The sequence below is a fragment of the Bacillus sp. AK128 genome (genome assembly GCF_053903075.1).
Map to the genome: position 1 here is coordinate 1034563 of NZ_CP096379.1, position 17049 is coordinate 1051611.

The 17049-nt window shown below is 38.1% G+C and carries 16 protein-coding genes, 1 pseudogene and 1 riboswitch; of the genes and pseudogenes, 16 read left to right on the forward strand and 1 reads right to left on the reverse strand.

Annotated features, from left to right (window positions below; translation table 11 throughout):
• Positions 1 to 174 precede the first annotated feature (174 nt).
• The 5 genes from M1D60_RS04895 to M1D60_RS04915 all read left to right on the forward strand — a co-directional run bounded on the left by M1D60_RS04895 (position 175) and on the right by M1D60_RS04915 (position 6300).
• Positions 175 to 948 (forward strand): electron transfer flavoprotein subunit beta/FixA family protein, encoded by a 774-nt coding sequence (locus M1D60_RS04895; protein WP_456278068.1) that lies wholly within the window; start codon positions 175 to 177, stop codon positions 946 to 948.
• Between the two features lie 47 nt (positions 949 to 995).
• The gene (locus tag M1D60_RS04900; protein ID WP_456278069.1) at positions 996 to 1973 is read left to right on the forward strand and encodes an electron transfer flavoprotein subunit alpha/FixB family protein; all 978 of its coding nucleotides are present in this window, start codon (positions 996 to 998) and stop codon (positions 1971 to 1973) included.
• A 195-nt stretch (positions 1974 to 2168) separates the two neighbouring features.
• Positions 2169 to 2483 (forward strand): thioredoxin, encoded by a 315-nt coding sequence (gene trxA, locus M1D60_RS04905; RefSeq protein WP_456278070.1) that lies wholly within the window; start codon positions 2169 to 2171, stop codon positions 2481 to 2483.
• A 457-nt stretch (positions 2484 to 2940) separates the two neighbouring features.
• Positions 2941 to 4716, forward strand: a complete 1776-nt coding sequence (gene uvrC, locus M1D60_RS04910) for an excinuclease ABC subunit UvrC (protein ID WP_456278071.1) — start codon at positions 2941 to 2943, stop codon at positions 4714 to 4716.
• Between the two features lie 78 nt (positions 4717 to 4794).
• Positions 4795 to 4973, forward strand: a riboswitch (Lysine riboswitch).
• Positions 4974 to 5067: 94 nt separating this feature from the next.
• Complete coding sequence (locus M1D60_RS04915) at positions 5068 to 6300, forward strand: aspartate kinase (RefSeq protein WP_456278072.1); 1233 nt, start codon at positions 5068 to 5070, stop codon at positions 6298 to 6300.
• A 226-nt stretch (positions 6301 to 6526) separates the two neighbouring features.
• Here M1D60_RS04915 and M1D60_RS04920 read toward each other — a convergent pair whose 3' ends face one another.
• Positions 6527 to 6976 carry a YslB family protein gene (locus tag M1D60_RS04920; RefSeq protein ID WP_456278073.1) on the reverse strand — a complete coding sequence of 150 codons (450 nt, stop codon included), beginning with the start codon at positions 6974 to 6976 and terminating at the stop codon, positions 6527 to 6529.
• A 326-nt stretch (positions 6977 to 7302) separates the two neighbouring features.
• Here M1D60_RS04920 and M1D60_RS04925 point away from each other — a divergent pair, with 326 nt between their 5' ends.
• From M1D60_RS04925 to M1D60_RS04975, 11 genes and pseudogenes are all read left to right on the forward strand, one after another.
• Complete coding sequence (locus M1D60_RS04925; RefSeq protein ID WP_456278074.1) at positions 7303 to 7911, forward strand: succinate dehydrogenase cytochrome b558 subunit; 609 nt, start codon at positions 7303 to 7305, stop codon at positions 7909 to 7911.
• 116 nt (positions 7912 to 8027) lie between these two features.
• On the forward strand, positions 8028 to 9785 hold the full coding sequence (sdhA, locus tag M1D60_RS04930) for a succinate dehydrogenase flavoprotein subunit (RefSeq protein ID WP_456278075.1): 1758 nt from the start codon (positions 8028 to 8030) through the stop codon (positions 9783 to 9785).
• A gap of 1 nt (position 9786) precedes the next feature.
• Positions 9787 to 10548, forward strand: coding sequence for a succinate dehydrogenase iron-sulfur subunit (sdhB, locus tag M1D60_RS04935; protein WP_456278076.1), 762 nt, complete (start codon positions 9787 to 9789; stop codon positions 10546 to 10548).
• A gap of 443 nt (positions 10549 to 10991) precedes the next feature.
• Positions 10992 to 11465 (forward strand): acyl-CoA thioesterase, encoded by a 474-nt coding sequence (locus M1D60_RS04940; RefSeq protein ID WP_456278077.1) that lies wholly within the window; start codon positions 10992 to 10994, stop codon positions 11463 to 11465.
• Positions 11466 to 11584: 119 nt separating this feature from the next.
• The gene (gene gerE, locus M1D60_RS04945) at positions 11585 to 11809 is read left to right on the forward strand and encodes a spore germination transcription factor GerE (RefSeq protein WP_149218241.1); all 225 of its coding nucleotides are present in this window, start codon (positions 11585 to 11587) and stop codon (positions 11807 to 11809) included.
• A 206-nt stretch (positions 11810 to 12015) separates the two neighbouring features.
• Positions 12016 to 12435 (forward strand): MarR family winged helix-turn-helix transcriptional regulator, encoded by a 420-nt coding sequence (locus tag M1D60_RS04950; protein WP_456279351.1) that lies wholly within the window; start codon positions 12016 to 12018, stop codon positions 12433 to 12435.
• A 9-nt stretch (positions 12436 to 12444) separates the two neighbouring features.
• The gene (gene racE / locus M1D60_RS04955; protein WP_456278078.1) at positions 12445 to 13245 is read left to right on the forward strand and encodes a glutamate racemase; all 801 of its coding nucleotides are present in this window, start codon (positions 12445 to 12447) and stop codon (positions 13243 to 13245) included.
• Positions 13246 to 13555: 310 nt separating this feature from the next.
• Complete coding sequence (locus tag M1D60_RS04960; protein ID WP_456278079.1) at positions 13556 to 14635, forward strand: GerMN domain-containing protein; 1080 nt, start codon at positions 13556 to 13558, stop codon at positions 14633 to 14635.
• A 498-nt stretch (positions 14636 to 15133) separates the two neighbouring features.
• Positions 15134 to 15880 (forward strand): ribonuclease PH, encoded by a 747-nt coding sequence (rph, locus tag M1D60_RS04965; protein WP_456278080.1) that lies wholly within the window; start codon positions 15134 to 15136, stop codon positions 15878 to 15880.
• Between the two features lie 12 nt (positions 15881 to 15892).
• Complete coding sequence (locus tag M1D60_RS04970) at positions 15893 to 16492, forward strand: XTP/dITP diphosphatase (protein WP_456278081.1); 600 nt, start codon at positions 15893 to 15895, stop codon at positions 16490 to 16492.
• A 9-nt stretch (positions 16493 to 16501) separates the two neighbouring features.
• Positions 16502 to 17016: pseudogene (locus M1D60_RS04975) on the forward strand (metallophosphoesterase family protein).
• The last annotated feature ends 33 nt before the right edge of the window (positions 17017 to 17049 follow it).

Below are 17049 nucleotides of genomic sequence, written 5' to 3' on the forward strand. Positions count from 1 at the left end.
GAGACTCCTGCGGGAAAAGCGTGGTAAGGGAGACCCCACAGGCGAGAAACGCCGAGGAGGCTTCCGAACCCGCCCGCGGAAAGCGAGTGTCCTGGAACGGAAATCAGCAACAGAGTTAACAAAGCCTAAAGAAATGATCCCTAAAATCTTGCAAAATTCCGAGGAGGTATATCAATGAATATTTTTGTAATCATGAAAAGAACTTTTGATACTGAAGAAAAAATCGCTTTATCAAACGGAAAAATTGCCGAAGATGGAGCAGAGTTTATAATCAACCCTTACGATGAGTATGCAATAGAAGAGGCTATTCAGCTTCGTGATGCAAATGAAGGTGAAGTAACTGTTGTAACTGTTGGTGGCGAGGAATCAGAGAAAGAGCTTCGTACAGCTTTAGCAATGGGTGCTGATAAAGCAGTATTAATTAATATCGAAGATGATGTAGAGAATGGAGACCAATATACAACGGCAACAGTTCTTGCAAAATTCTTTGAAGATAAAGAAGTAGATATTATTCTTGGAGGAAATGTAGCAATTGATGGCGGTTCAGGTCAGGTTGGACCACGTTTAGCAGAGCTATTAAACATTCCTTACGTAACGACAATCACAAAGCTTGAAGTAAATGGTACATCAGTTCGTATTGAGCGTGACGTAGAAGGTGACTCGGAAGTAATCGAAACATCTTTACCTGTTTTAGTAACGGCACAGCAAGGATTAAATGAACCGAGATACCCATCATTACCAGGGATTATGAAGGCTAAAAAGAAGCCACTTGAAGAATTAGAGTTAGATGATTTAGATCTAGACGAAGATGATGTAGAAGCGAAAACAAAGACAATTGAAATCTTCTTACCACCAAAGAAAGAAGCTGGTAAAGTTCTTGAAGGGGAATTAGAAGACCAAGTAAAAGAACTAGTAGCTCTACTTCATACTGAAGCAAAAGTAGTTTAATAGACAACGAAAATACTTACTTATAATTGTTCAAGGAGGTAATATAAATGGCTAGAAAAGTTCTTGTATTAGGTGAAGTCCGCGATGGTGGATTAAGAAATGTATCTTTTGAAGCAATAAGTGCTGCAACAAAAATTGCTGAGGGTGGAGAAGTTATTGCGCTATTAGTAGGTGACGGCGTTCAATCATTAGGTGACAAGCTTCTTCATTTTGGTGCAAATCGTGTATTGACAGTCGAGGATGAAAAGCTAACTAGCTATACTCCAGACGGTTATTCACAAGCTGTGCTAGCTGCAGTTGAGGCAGAACAGCCTGAAGGGATCGTATTTGGTCACACAGCATTAGGAAAAGACCTATCACCTAAAATTGCTGCTAAGCTTCAATCTGGTTTAGTTTCAGATGCTACTGATGTTGAAGTAGCTGGTGGAAACATTGTTTTCACTCGTCCAATCTATTCAGGAAAAGCATTTGAAAAGAAAGTTGTAACAGACGGATTAATATTTGCTACAATCAGACCTAATAACATTGCACCATTAGAAGAAGATACTTCTCGCACAGGTGAAGTTACATCTTTATCAGTCGATATTAAAGATCTTCGTACCATTGTAAAAGAAGTCGTACGTAAAGCATCTGAAGGCGTTGACTTATCTGAAGCAAAGGTTGTTATTGCTGGTGGACGTGGAGTGAAGAGTGAGGAAGGTTTCAATCCATTGAAGGAGTTAGCTGATGTTTTAGGCGGTGCAGTAGGTGCATCTCGTGGTGCGTGTGATGCAGAGTATTGTGATTACTCCTTACAAATTGGTCAAACGGGTAAGGTAGTTACTCCAGATCTATATATTGCATGCGGGATTTCAGGAGCTATTCAGCATTTAGCTGGTATGTCAAACTCTAAAGTAATTGTAGCTATTAACAAGGATCCAGAAGCAAATATCTTTAAAGTAGCTGATTACGGTATTGTTGGAGACTTATTCGAAGTGTTACCTTTATTAACGGAAGAATTTAAAAAATTAAAAGTTCATTCTTAAAATTAAGAAAGAGCCGCTCATTAGTGGCTCTTTCAAGCTTTTAAAAAGGTTTAAAATTAATACGGATGGTTAATATATATGTGAGCAAAATGTTAGCCAGCCTTATACTGTGATGGTATACTTTGGTTATAATTAGAAACTCTGCTTTAGTAAGGGTTAAAATTATTGAAGTAGTTTATTTTAGGAGGAATAATAATGGCGATTTCAAATGTAACTGATCAAAACTTTACAGCTGAAACAAGCGAAGGTCTTGTATTAGCTGATTTCTGGGCACCTTGGTGTGGACCTTGTAAAATGATTGCACCTGTACTTGAAGAGCTAGATGGAGAAATGGGTGAAAAGGTTAAAATCGTAAAGCTTGATATCGATGAAAACCCTGATACGGCTAGCCAATTCGGTGTTATGAGTATCCCTACTCTACTAGTAATCAAAAATGGTGAAGTAGTTGATAAGGTAATTGGATTCCAACCAAAAGACGCACTAGCTGAAGTACTAGAAAAGCACGTATAAATAATACGTTAAAAAGGCACTCCTTGGGGTGCCTTTTTATTTTTTAGCTGTGTTAAAGTACAGTGTTGATTTTTAGCAGAGTCGATTGAAGTGGAAGGATGCGAGACTCCTGTGGGAGAAGCGTGGTGAAGGAGACCCCGCAGGCGGTAACGCCGAGGAGGCTTAATGGAACTTCTGCTAGGGTCGCTCACGTCCTGTGAGCAACGCAGAAGCCAGCACATCCTGTGCAAGTGCGGAAAGCGAGTGTCCTGGAACGGAAATCAACAACAAACTTTAACAGACCCTATTTTTTAACATATTATTGACGTTTAAATATTTCTTGGGAAATTTGTTGTCGAACTATGTTAATCGATTAACGGCTACTTTTCAGGCCTAGCGAAGCCAAGTTTTTCTAATAGCAGTTAAACGTGACAAATCATGATACAATACAAAAAGAAATGAAAGGAGGTCGTACTTGATGAATACATTGTTGAAAGAAAAATTAGCCATTCTACCTGGACAACCTGGTTGCTATATAATGAAGGATCGACAAGGTACTGTTATTTACGTTGGTAAAGCAAAAGTGTTGAAAAATCGAGTGCGATCTTATTTTACCGGCTCTCATGATGGGAAAACTTTACGTTTAGTAAATGAAATAGAAGACTTTGAGTATATTGTTACCTCCTCAGATATTGAGGCATTATTATTAGAAATTAACCTTATTAAAAAACATAACCCCAAATATAACATTAATCTAAAGGATGACAAAAGTTACCCTTTTATAAAGCTTACGAATGAGAAGCACCCGAGACTGATTATTACAAGACAGGTAAAAAAGGATAAAGGTAAATACTTTGGTCCATATCCTAACGTATATTCTGCCAACGAAACTAAAAAACTACTTGATCGAATCTATCCTCTAAGAAAGTGTGCCACATTGCCGAACAAGGTTTGCCTATATTATCACATTGGTCAATGCTTAGCACCTTGTGTTCAGACCGTTACAGATGAACAAAATAAAGAGATGGTCGAAGAGATTGTTCGCTTTTTAAATGGTGGTTATAAGGAAATTAAAAATGATTTAACGGATAAGATGCTATCAGCTTCTGAGAACATGGATTTCGAAAGAGCTAAAGAGTATCGTGACCAAATCAGTCATATTGAAGCTACGATGGAAAAACAGAAGATGACGATGACTGATTTTGTAGACCGAGATGTTTTTGGATTTTCCTATAATAAAGGCTGGATGTGTGTTCAGGTATTCTTCATAAGACAAGGTAAGCTAATAGAGAGGGATGTTTCACTGTTTCCTGTTTATGCTGATCCAGTTGAGGAGTTTACAACCTTTCTCGGCCAGTTTTATGCGGAGACTCATCATTTTAAGCCGAAGGAAGTTCTTTTACCAGACAATGTGGAGAAGGAATTAGTGGAGCAATTATTAGAGGTGACTGTACATCAACCGAAAAAAGGTAAAAAGAAAGAGCTTGTGGATCTAGCAAGTAAAAATGCACGAATTGCTCTAGAAGAAAAGTTTTCATTAATTGAACGGGATGAAGAGAGAACGATAAAGGCCGTAGAAAACCTTGGAGACAAATTAGGCATTTCTACTCCATTCCGAATAGAAGCATTTGATAATTCAAATATACAAGGTACAGATCCAGTTTCAGCAATGGTTACCTTTATTGATGGTAAACCAGATAAAAGAGAATACCGTAAGTATAAAATTAAGAGTGTTGAAGGACCAGATGATTATGCTTCTATGAGAGAGGTTGTCAGAAGAAGATACTCTAGAATATTAAAGGAGGAACTTCCTTTACCTGATTTAATTATTATAGATGGAGGAAAGGGTCATTTAGCGTCAGCAAGAGATGTATTAGAAAATGAGCTGGGCCTAGAAATTCCGATTGCTGGATTAGTAAAGGATGATAAGCATAGAACCTCAGAGTTAATCGTGGGTGACCCTATTGAATTTATACATTTAGAACGAAATAGCCAGGAGTTCTATCTATTACAAAGGATTCAGGATGAAGTTCATCGTTTTGCCATTACGTTCCACCGACAACTAAGAGGTAAAAATGTTTTTCAATCTACCCTTGATGATATACCAGGAGTTGGGGAAAAACGGAAGAAAGCATTATTAAAGCATTTTGGCTCTGTGAAGAAGCTGAGAGAAGCTTCCATTGACGAGCTTATAGAAATCGGAATTCCAAAACCGACTGCACAATTAATTGTAGATAAGATGAATGAAGAATAATGGATGAACTTTTCGTTGTGTTCAAGTAGGCGTTCTGGTAAAATAGGTGTTAATTTCATATACACTTCAGATTGATGAAGTGAAGGTAGAGGTGCGAACTTCAATAGTACGTAATTAGAAGAGTATGAGCTCTAATGATAATTACGGAAAGGGTAGCGTCGCCGAAGTAAGGGATTACTCATGAATTCTTTGCTGGTCTTGTATTTAATAGATACTAGATTGTCAAACAGTGATCTGTTTGGAGAGCTATCTCACTCGCGCGAACGATTAAAGAAGTCCGTTCAAGCAATGAGATACTCTCATTGCTTTTTTTATATTTTCTAAGACATAAAAGAAAAAAGGATGAGACGTGTGGGAATCATAGTACAAAAGTTTGGTGGAACATCAGTTGGCACAGTGGAAAGAATTCAAAATGTTGCAAATCGAGTAATTCAAGAGGTTTCAAAAGGAAACCAAGTAGTTGTGGTTGTTTCGGCAATGGGAAAAACAACAGATGAGTTAGTTAGTTTAGCTACTCAACTCTCAAAAAATCCAAGTAAGCGTGAAATGGACATGCTGCTTACAACAGGAGAGCAAATATCCATTTCGCTACTTGCAATGGCTTTACAAGCTAAAGGTCAGAAAGCCGTTTCATTAACTGGCTGGCAGGCAGGCATAAAGACCGAAGCTATTCATGGTAATGCAAGAATTGGTGATATTGATCCAACTAGAATGCTTGGGCTATTAAGTGATGGGAATGTGATTGTAGTAGCTGGATTCCAAGGAATTGCCCTTGAAGCAGAAATCACCACTTTAGGTAGAGGTGGCTCTGATACAACTGCTGTGGCAATTGCAGCCGCATTAAAAGCAGATAAATGTGATATTTATACAGATGTAACAGGTGTATTTACAACTGATCCTCGTTACGTTAAGAGTGCGAGAAAGCTGCAGTCCGTTTCCTATGATGAAATGCTGGAGCTTGCTAATTTAGGAGCAGGAGTCTTACATCCAAGAGCGGTTGAGTTTGCCAAAAACTATGCGATCCCACTTGAGGTTCGTTCTAGTATGGAGATTGAAAACGGGACAAGAGTTGAGGAGGAAGTATCGATGGAAAATAATCTAGTTGTAAGAGGAATCGCATTTGATAAGGAAGTCACAAGAGTCACAGTAAATGGTGTAACAAACGGTCTTCACTCTTTATCGACTATTTTTTCGACACTAGCAAAAAATGGGATAAATGTTGATATTATTATTCAAAGCATGACAAGCGCGGATCAGACGAACATTTCATTCTCGATTCAGTCAGCAGATCTTGATGATACGTTATCTGTACTTGCTGCGAATAAGGAAAAGCTTGGTTTTGAATCAGTAGACCATGAAAGTGGATTAGCGAAGGTATCGATTGTAGGGTCAGGTATGATCTCCAATCCAGGTGTAGCAGCTGAAATGTTTGAGGTGTTGGCTCAAAATGAAATCCAAGTCAAGATGGTAAGCACATCTGAAATTAAAGTATCGACTGTAGTAGAGGATGTTCATATGCTAAAGGCTGTTGAAGTACTGCACGCAGCATTCAAATTAGGGGAAACGGCAGAGCAAACTGTTTAATGAATTTTTTGGGCCTGCTAAAATGCAGGTCCTTTTTAGTGGATATGAAATTATTGGGAAAATTAAACAAATGACAAAATTATTCATATTTACGTATACAGATCATGGATAAATTTTTTAAATGTAATTACATGGAATGGCAACTATGAATGTTAGTTTTCGCTATAAAAGTTAGAATGAATACCCTACAAAAGCAAGGAAACCTTGTAGGGCAAAAAAAGCTGAATTAAAGTGGGTCCTTTTTATCCCATCTAACGGTAAACAAAACCTTATTGTTTCGTTTTTTTTGTTCCTCAAAGGCTTCTGTTACGAGTTGTTGGATATGTTCAATTTGTTGGGCTATAAATCCAGCTTCAAGCTGATAGCTTGTGACTTTTCTTGTTTGATTTCTGGCTGTAATGAACTCACCAGTTAGCTCGAATTGAATCTCAGATGTTTTCTCTTCTAGGATTGTTAAGCTACCCCAGCCTGCATCTGTGAAAAATTGAATGATTTCTTCAATACTCGTTAAAGGATATTTTCTTGCTATATTTTTTCCAGACCAGTAGAGAATGGACGGCATCTCAGGTCCTAATAAATCGGGAATCAAAATATCGCGAATAATCTCATAGGCTAAGCCGGAGGTATTTAAATGCTCGAATTGAGAAAGATGTTCTTTTACTGATGATGATTTCATCCTATCCTCTCTCTTTCTTTGTATATGTATAGTATGTTGATTGTTAAAAGCTCCACAAGACTTATTATATTACATAAATTGGAGCAATACTCAACAATTTCAACTATCCGTTAATAATTATAAATGCTAAGATTATACGGAAGCGACAGAAATTTAAAAACAGAAAAGATGTAAATTGTAGCCGTATTCTTGACTCAATTATAGGCTAAGAGTAAAATAAACATGGTGAATTCTTTCATTCTAGTGAAATAATTTGCAAAGGGTTTCATTTTTAAATTTGTTGATCGTGTTTATACGTAGATGTAACTTTTCAAGGGGGGTAAAACATGGCTGGAAATCGTGAGTTTTTTAATCGCAGATTGCATTCACTACTAGGGGTAATTCCTGTAGGTGTTTTCTTAATTCAGCACTTAGTAGTCAATCATTTTGCAACAAAAGGTGCAGAGGCATTTAATAATGCTGCACATTTTATGGAACAATTACCGTTCCGTTATGTACTAGAAGCATTCGTTATTTTTCTACCTTTAATTTATCATGCAGTATATGGACTTTATATCGCTTTTACTGCTAAAAACAATGTGAGTAATTATAGTTACTTTAGAAACAAGATGTTCTTAGCACAACGTGTTACAGGGGTTATTACCTTAATCTTTGTCGTATGGCATGTTTGGGAGACGAGAATTGCTGCTGCACTTGGAGCAGAGGTTAACTATCAAATGATGGAAGCAATCTTAGATAATCCATTTATGCTTGTATTTTACATTGTGGGTGTAGTATCTACGATTTTCCACTTTGCTAATGGTTTATGGTCATTCTTTGTTAGCTGGGGAATCACAGTTACACCACGTTCACAGTTAATTTCAACGTATGCAACAATTGGACTTTTCGTGATCCTTACTGTTGTTGGATTAAGAGCAATCTTTGCTTTTGTATAAACCGAAGCTTTAATAGGATTGTAAGTTTATAGCTAGTAGAATCATAATTTTACAAAAATATCTTTTTGGATTAAAACAATGATGCTAAAAAGATTCCATAAAGGAAGTGAGTCAAAATGAGTAAAGGGAAAATCATAGTGGTTGGTGGAGGACTTGCAGGTCTAATGGCCACTATTAAAGCAGCAGAGGCTGGCGTATCAGTAGATTTATTTTCACTAGTACCTGTAAAACGATCTCACTCAGTTTGTGCACAAGGTGGTATTAACGGAGCTGTTAATACGAAGGGTGAAGGAGATTCACCTTGGGAACACTTTGATGACACTGTGTACGGTGGAGATTTCTTAGCAAATCAACCTCCTGCAAAGGCAATGGCAGATGCAGCACCAGGTATTATTCATTTAATGGATCGTATGGGTGTTATGTTTAACCGTACTCCAGAAGGTTTACTTGATTTCCGTCGTTTTGGTGGAACTCAACATCACCGTACAGCATTTGCTGGTGCGACAACTGGTCAACAGTTACTTTACGCATTGGATGAACAAGTACGTCGTTTTGAGGTAGCTGGATTAGTTCAGAAGTATGAAGGATGGGAGTTTTTAGGATCTGTTCTTGATGATGAAGGAGTTTGTCGCGGAGTAGTTGCTCAAAACCTAACTTCAATGGAAGTGAAATCATTCCCTGCTGATGCCGTTATTATGGCAAGTGGTGGTCCTGGTATTATCTTTGGTAAATCTACTAACTCAGTTATTAACACAGGTTCAGCGGCAGCGATTGTCTATAGACAAGGTGCCTATTATGCAAATGGAGAATTCATTCAAATTCACCCAACTGCTATTCCTGGAGACGATAAGCTTCGTTTAATGAGTGAATCTGCTCGTGGTGAAGGTGGACGAGTGTGGACATATAAAGATGGTAAGCCTTGGTATTTCCTTGAAGAAAAATATCCTGCTTATGGTAATCTTGTACCACGTGATATTGCAACACGTGAAATCTTTGATGTTTGCGTAGAGCAAAAGTTGGGTATTAACGGAGAAAACATGGTATACCTTGACCTTTCTCATAAGGATCCAAAAGAGCTTGATATTAAGCTTGGTGGAATTATTGAAATCTATGAAAAGTTCATGGGTGATGACCCTCGTAAAGTACCAATGAAAATCTTCCCTGCTGTTCACTATTCAATGGGTGGATTATGGGTTGATTACGATCAAATGACGAACATTCCTGGTTTATTTGCTGCAGGAGAGTGTGATTACTCTATGCACGGTGCAAATCGTCTAGGTGCAAACTCACTTCTATCTGCGATTTATGGTGGTATGGTAGCTGGGCCTAAAGCAGTTGAATACATGAATGGTCTTACTAAATCAGCTGATGATATTAGTTCATCTGTATTTGATCGTTATGTGAAGCAAGAAGAAGAGAGAATCCAGAACATCATGTCGATGGACGGTAAAGAGAATGCTTATGTCCTTCATAAAGAGCTTGGTGAGTGGATGACTGATAATGTTACAGTTGTTCGTACAAACTCGAAGCTTCAGAAGACAGATGAGAAAATTCAAGAGCTATTAGAGCGTTACCAGAATATCAATATTAATGACACTGCAAAGTGGAGTAACCAAGGTGCTTCATTTACTCGTCAATTAGAAAATATGTTACAGTTAGCACGTGTAATCACAATTGGTGCGCTTAACCGTAACGAGAGCCGTGGAGCTCATTATAAGCCTGACTTCCCTGAGAGAAACGATGAAGAGTTCTTAAAGACTACAATGGCTAAATTTGATGAAAGTGCACCACAATTCCACTACGAAGAAGTGGACACTTCATTAATAACACCACGTAAGCGTGACTATTCAAAGAAAAAAGAGGGGGAAAAATAAAATGACCGAAACTAAAAAAGTCCGTTTTATTGTTAGCCGTCAGGATAGCCCTGAATCTACCCCTTATACACAAGAGTTTGAATTAGACTATCGCCCAAATATGAATGTTATTTCAGCTCTTATGGAGATTCGTAGAAATCCTGTTGATGTACATGGGAATGAAGCAGCACCAGTAACTTGGGATATGAACTGCTTAGAAGAGGTTTGTGGAGCATGTTCGATGGTGATTAACGGGAAGCCAAGACAATCCTGTACGGCACTAGTTGATCAATTAGAACAGCCAATCCGTCTTGAGCCAATGAAGACATTCCCAGTTGTACGTGACCTTCAAGTTGACCGTAGCCGTATGTTCGATTCTCTTAAAAAGGTTAAAGCATGGATTCCGATTGATGGAACTTATGACTTAGGACCTGGACCACGTATGCCTGAGAAGAAGCGTCAATGGGCTTACGAGCTTTCTAAATGTATGACTTGTGGTGTTTGTTTAGAGGCATGTCCTAATGTAAACAGTAACTCTGACTTTATTGGACCTGCTCCACTATCACAAGTACGTTTATTCAATGCACATCCAACAGGTGCAATGAATAAGTCAGAGCGTTTAGAAGCGATTATGGGTGACGGAGGACTTGCTAACTGCGGTAACTCACAAAACTGTGTTCAATCATGTCCAAAGGGTATTCCTTTAACAACATCGATCGCAGCTCTAAACCGTGATACTACGGTTCAAATGTTTAGAAACTTCTTCGGTAGTGACGAAGTTTAAACAAAAGTTTGTTGCTGTTTTCGAAGAGATTGTTGCTTTTTAATATCATTATGAAAACCTAGAGTTGGTTGGAGTGGAAGGTGCTTGACTCCTGCGGGAGATAGAGGGAAGTGTGAGACCCCACAGGCGAAGTTTGTCTAGTTGCAGTGCCCAGCTCCTCTAGGTCAAATAACCCTTCTAGAATAAAGGGAATATTACCCTTTTTTCTAGAAGGAACATTTGCTTGTCGGAGCTACCGGGGTACTTCCACTTTTCGATTGAGGAGGCTCACATCCCTCCCCGCGGAAAGCAAGCGCCTGTAACGGAAATCAACGGACTAAATTTTTATATGGATCTAAGTTTAAAAAGCACAAAGTAAGCGAAAATAGCGTAGTTTTTTAAGCTCAAACACCTCTTCATGAACGATTGTGAAGAGGTGTTTTTATTAGGAGGATTTAAGTTTAATGAAGAACATTTCTTATATTGAAGATTTTCAAAGCTGGAAAAGTGAGTTTACCTTATCCTGGCCAATAAAAGTGAGATTTACAGAGACAGATATGTTTGGTCATGTGAACAATACGACAGTTTTCACATATTTTGAAGAAGCACGACTAGAATTCTTTAAAGAATTAGGACTAATGCAATTTTGGTTAACGGAGGAAAGTGATTACATCCCCGTAGTAGCAGATCTCCAATGTGATTATTTAGCACAAACCTACTTTGATGAAAAGCTTAACGTTTATGTTAAGATACATAAAATTGGTCGATCCTCGGTAGAGCTTCACTATTTAGTAGAAAAGGAGAATGGAACTCCTGCTTTTACTGGTCGGGGAGCCATTGTGCAAATTTCTAAGCAAACAGGAAAATCGGAGCCTTGGGCAGATACATGGAAGCAAATGCTTTTAGAACAGCAAAATAAGGCCGTTATGAGTTATTAAACTTTTTCTAAGTAAGTTATTCGATTGTGTAACAGCTAACCCTCCCATTACATAGTATATGATGACTAATATAACCATCCCAACATCCAGCTCGAACCTAGCAAGGAGGGTTACATCAATTGAAGGAGAAAGACTTTCAACCAAAGCCATTGCTCACCAAAAGAGAAAGAGAAGTATTTGAACTATTGGTTCAGGATAAAACAACGAAGGAAATTGCCGGAGAGTTGTTTATAAGCGAAAAAACGGTTAGAAATCATATTTCCAACGCTATGCAAAAGCTTGGAGTTAAGGGGCGTTCACAAGCGGTTGTAGAGCTCCTTCGTATGGGGGAACTAGAGCTTTGAAAATGTCCGGCTTTCCGTCAAAAAGAAAGCCGGTTTTCCTACATAAAACAAAGTAATCATATAGAATTAAGGTAATAATAAAGCTTTCTCTTGAAATTTTGTCAAAAAAAGTAGAAAATAAATCTAATAGTAAAAGATTTTATAAATTATTGACTATTTTCGAGGAGGAGAGTGTTATGGTTCAAAGACAAGAAACTGAAATCGACATGATTGTAGGTGAAACCGAGAAATCGTTAAGATATATATCTGCTATTATTAAACAAAAGGGTAGAGAAATACTCAATCAATATACAATCACTCCTCCTCAATTCGTGGCCCTTCAATGGCTCCATGAAAATGGAGATATGACGATTGGTGAGCTATCAAATAAAATGTATTTAGCATGTAGTACAACGACGGATTTAATTGACCGTATGGAAAAGAACGAGTTAGTAGTACGGGTTAAAGATATAAATGATCGTCGAGTAGTTCGGATTCATTTATTAGAAGAAGGTGGTCGAATTATAGCAGAGGTAATAGCTAAACGCCAAGGCTATTTATCAGAAGTGTTATCATCTTTTTCGAAGGATGAGATGGCCGTTCTTGAAAAGCTTTTAAGCAAGTTACATCATGAAATGAAAGAATGAGGCGATTTTTTGAACAAACCTATTGCTGTCATTGACTCAGGTGTTGGTGGTCTAACGGTGGCGAAGGAGATTATGAGACAGCTACCAAAGGAACAAATCATTTATTTAGGTGATACAGCGAGATGTCCATATGGCCCCAGACCACTAGAGGAAGTTAAGAGATTTACTTGGGAAATGACAAATTACCTGCAGGCATTTGATATTAAGATGCTAGTAATAGCTTGTAATACTGCAACTGCTGCCGTCCTAGAGGAAATTCAACAAAGCCTAAGTATCCCTGTTATTGGGGTTATTTATCCTGGTGCACGTTCAGCTGTAAAAGTAACGAAAGCTAAGCAAATCGGTGTAATTGGAACCGTGGGAACTATTAAAAGTCGCGCGTATGAAGCGGCTCTTCATTCTATTAGTAGTCAGTTAGAAGTGAAGGTATTATCCTGTCCTCGGTTTGTACCTATTGTAGAGTCAGGTGATTACGAGACAGAAGAGGTATATAAGATCGTACAAGAAGAGCTGGCACCATTGATAGGGGAAAGTATTGATACCTTAATCCTTGGTTGTACACACTATCCACTTCTCACTCCCATTATTCAAGAAGTGATGGGTCAGCAGGTTCAACTTATTTCTTCAGGTGCAGAAACCGCCAGAGAAGTAAGTACTATTCTTTACTATAAAAAACTATTAACTACGAATAAGGGACCTTGTCATGACCATTTGTTTTTAACAACTGGTTCAAAGGAAGCGTTTCAAAAGGTAGCCAATAAGCTTTTTCAACAAAATATTGAAATGATAAAAGTAGTTCAATTAACGTGATATCAAAAGGTATCATGTTTTTTTTGTTTGGGCAAAGCTGTTTTGAATTCTATGCGATTTCTTTTTTCTCTAATCTTCAAGAGTCGAGTGGCTCCGTTCCATTCAACTAATTTTATAACATAACTATTCAGCAACAATCGTTACGAAAAGAGCCATATAAATATCAGCCGTAAGTTATGCTATATCTATTGTAAATAAGCGTATTAGAAAACTTTTTTAAACTTTGTCCAAAAAAAATGCTGACAAGCGGTCTAAATTTCAAGGTGGGCTCGTATACATGGTAGTACAAACCATCTTGGGAGGGATTATAATGTCTAAATTACCAAAAGCAAGGCTTGCTACAACTGTTATTGCGTCGACTGTATTGCTTTCTGGTTGTGGATTATTTGGGGGAGAGCAAAGTATGGAGGAAATTGATCCACCTCAAATTGTTTCATATGAAGATGAGGTTACAACTGTAGATGAAGGAACTGCTACAGAGGGTACTGAAGTTGGAGAACAAGATGAGGTTATGGCTGAAACGGTAACACGTGAGCTATACTTAATTGATGCCAATGGGCTTGTTGTGCCACAAACATTTGCGCTACCAAAATCAGAAGGTGCTGCTCAACAGGTGCTTGAATATTTAGTTGATGGTGGTCCGGTTAGCAATATGCTACCAGATGGCTTTAGAGCTGTCTTACCTCCAGACACTCAAATGTCAACTAATCTATTAGAGGATGGCACATTAGTTGTTGATTTCTCACCAGAGTTCACACAATACAAGGCTGAGGATGAATCGAAAATACTTCAATCCATTACTTGGACACTCACTCAATTTGACTCTGTTAAAAATGTGAAAATCAAAGTGAATGGTCATGAGCAGGATGTCATGCCAGTCAATAACACTCCAATTAATGATGGCTTAAGTCGTGTTGACGGGATCAATATTGATAACTCAGAGGTTGTCGATGTGATGAAGAGCGAACTAATGACTTTGTATTTCTTATCACAGGAAGGCGACAATGTTTATTATGTACCAATCACTAAACGTGTGAGTGAAATAAATGGAGATAAGATTGCAGCTACGGTTAACGAGTTAGTAGAAGGCCCAAGCTTGATGTCTGGCTTACTTACAGAACTTAACCCTGAGGCGAAACTACTGTCAGAGCCAGTTTATAGTGACGGAGTTCTCACTTTAAACTTTAACGAGGCGATCTTCTCAAACTTAGATAAAACTGAAATTTCAAGTCATGTCCTTAACTCTTTAGTTTTATCTTTAACTGAACAAGAGGGAATTGAAAGTGTTGCCATTCAAGTAAATGGTAAAAGTGAACTAGTTACCGACTCTGGAGAAAATTTAACGGAGCCAGTAACAAGACCACAAACCGTGAATACAGGTGAATTTTAAGAATGGACATTGTTAAATAGCATTGTTGATTTTTGGCACTGTTGATTGTAGTGGAAGGACGCGAGACTACTGCGGGAGAAGCGTGGTAAGGGAGACCCCGCAGGCGGTAACGCCGAGGAGGCTTAAAGGAACTTCTGCTAAGGTCGCTCACGTCCTGTGAGCAACGCAGAAGCCAGCACATCCTGTGCAAGTGCGGAAAGCGAGAGTCCTGTAACGCAAATCAACACCAAGGTTTAACATAGCCTGAAAATTAACTAGGATTGGCTTCTCCCCAACAAATGACATATACTAGAAAAGAGGATCGGCAAGTTGTTGTCGCCTCTTTTCTTATGTTTGTTGCTTTTGTACCTGACTTAAGTAGTAGGGAAAACAAAGCCAAAGGATAACTGATACAACCGAAACATAGGAAATCAGGTTTTATTAGAGAAATCAAATCATTGTTGATATGGTTTATGGTAATACTAGACTGTGACTTACACACTCGAGGAGGAAGATGAAATGCGTTTTGACGGACGTGAGCAACATCAATTAAGAAATATACATATAGAAAAAGATTATATTAAACATGCCGAAGGGTCTGTATTAATTTCAGTGGGGGACACGAAGGTCATTTGTACAGCTAGTATTGATGAAAAGGTTCCCCCTTTTATGCGTAATTCAGGAAAGGGCTGGATCACAGCTGAATACTCCATGCTACCAAGAGCAACTGAACAGAGAAACATTAGAGAATCCAGTAAGGGAAAGGTTTCGGGCAGAACGATGGAGATTCAACGATTAATTGGACGAGCTCTTCGCTCTGTAGTTGATTTAGAAAAAGTAGGAGAGCGGACAATTTGGATTGATTGTGATGTTATACAAGCGGATGGTGGGACAAGAACCGCCTCGATTACAGGTGCATTTGTTGCAATGGTACTAGCCTTTTCAAAGCTGATTGAGAGAAAATCGATTACTACGTATCCAATAAAAGATTTTTTAGCGGCGACTTCAGTAGGAATTGATGAAACTCACGGACCCATCCTTGATTTAAATTATGTTGAGGACTCAAAGGCAAATGTCGATATGAATGTAGTCATGACTGGAAACGGTGAATTTGTTGAGCTTCAAGGAACGGGGGAGGAGTCTACTTTTTCAAGAACACAATTAAATGAATTACTTGAACTTGCTGAAAAAGGAATTAATGAATTAATTCAGTATCAAAAGGAAGCGCTTGGTGAAGAAATTAGTAACCAAATCTCGAATGCGTAAAAGGAGTTCATTGTGAAGAGGATTGTCATTGCAACGAAAAATAAAGGTAAGGTTAAAGAATTTGAATATCTTTTTAGTAAGATGGGGTATGAGGTCATCTCATTATTAGATCTCCCCCATTCACCTGATATTGAAGAAACAGGTACAACCTTCAAAGAAAATGCCATTCTAAAAGCAGAAGGTATTAGCTCGGATTTAAATGAAATAGTAATTGCGGATGATTCAGGGTTAGCTATTGATTTTTTAGAAGGAAAACCAGGAGTATATTCTGCTAGATATGCAGGGGAAGAAAAGAATGATTTACGAAATATGGAGAAAGTTCTAAATGAATTGCAAGGTGTTCCTTGGGAGCAAAGAACTGCACGTTTTCATTGTGCCCTTGCTCTTGCCATCCCTCATAAGCCGACCATAGTGGTAGAAGGCGTTTGTGGAGGTACGATTACAACTAAGGCAGTCGGAGAAAACGGCTTTGGTTATGATCCCATTTTCTTTATTCAAGAAAAGGAAAAGACAATGGCTGAACTGACCAAAGAAGAAAAGAATAAAATAAGTCACAGAGCTAATGCTTTATCTTTGTTACAAAGAGAGCTAAGTACTGAAGATATTTTATAGGGGAATAATATGAAAATATTAATTATTAGTGACTCACATGGGCTTGAATCAGAGCTTGCTGAAATAAAAAAGAAACATGAAGGTGAAGTCCAATTAATGGTTCATTGCGGTGATTCAGAATTACCGTATAATCACGATGCTCTTGAAGGTTTTTCGGTCGTTAGAGGAAACTGCGATGTGGATTCAAACCTCCCAAATGAAGTTGAGCATGAGGTTAAAGAGTATAAATTATTTGCTACACATGGTCATTATTTAATGTAAAGATGAACTTGATGAGCCTAAACTACCGAGCTGAAGAGTTAGGTGCTACTATTGTTTGTTTTGGACATTCACATATTGCCGGAAGCGAACTAATTGGTAGCAGGCTATTTATTAATCCAGGTAGCATTCGATTACCTAGAGGAAGAAAAGATCCTTCGTATTGTATTCTTGAAATGAACAATCAAGAGATTCATGTAATCTTTTATTCAAAGGACCAAAAAGAAATAAATGAACTTAGTCAGACGTATTCAATGCAAGGTTAAAATCTTGCATTGAATTTTTTTATTAAAAAGTGT

What these genes read in the sequence shown, in the direction of transcription:
- M1D60_RS04900 (WP_456278069.1), top strand. Translation starts at nt 996, where the DNA reads ATGGCTAGAAAAGTTCTTGTATTAGGTGAAGTCCGCGATGGTGGATTA.
- M1D60_RS04925 (WP_456278074.1), top strand. Translation starts at nt 7,303, where the DNA reads ATGGCTGGAAATCGTGAGTTTTTTAATCGCAGATTGCATTCACTACTA.
- sdhB (WP_456278076.1), top strand. Translation starts at nt 9,787, where the DNA reads ATGACCGAAACTAAAAAAGTCCGTTTTATTGTTAGCCGTCAGGATAGC.
- trxA (WP_456278070.1), top strand. Translation starts at nt 2,169, where the DNA reads ATGGCGATTTCAAATGTAACTGATCAAAACTTTACAGCTGAAACAAGC.
- M1D60_RS04920 (WP_456278073.1), bottom strand. Translation starts at nt 6,976, where the DNA reads ATGAAATCATCATCAGTAAAAGAACATCTTTCTCAATTCGAGCATTTA.
- rph (WP_456278080.1), top strand. Translation starts at nt 15,134, where the DNA reads ATGCGTTTTGACGGACGTGAGCAACATCAATTAAGAAATATACATATA.
- M1D60_RS04960 (WP_456278079.1), top strand. Translation starts at nt 13,556, where the DNA reads ATGTCTAAATTACCAAAAGCAAGGCTTGCTACAACTGTTATTGCGTCG.
- uvrC (WP_456278071.1), top strand. Translation starts at nt 2,941, where the DNA reads ATGAATACATTGTTGAAAGAAAAATTAGCCATTCTACCTGGACAACCT.
- M1D60_RS04895 (WP_456278068.1), top strand. Translation starts at nt 175, where the DNA reads ATGAATATTTTTGTAATCATGAAAAGAACTTTTGATACTGAAGAAAAA.
- M1D60_RS04950 (WP_456279351.1), top strand. Translation starts at nt 12,016, where the DNA reads ATGATTGTAGGTGAAACCGAGAAATCGTTAAGATATATATCTGCTATT.
- M1D60_RS04940 (WP_456278077.1), top strand. Translation starts at nt 10,992, where the DNA reads ATGAAGAACATTTCTTATATTGAAGATTTTCAAAGCTGGAAAAGTGAG.
- sdhA (WP_456278075.1), top strand. Translation starts at nt 8,028, where the DNA reads ATGAGTAAAGGGAAAATCATAGTGGTTGGTGGAGGACTTGCAGGTCTA.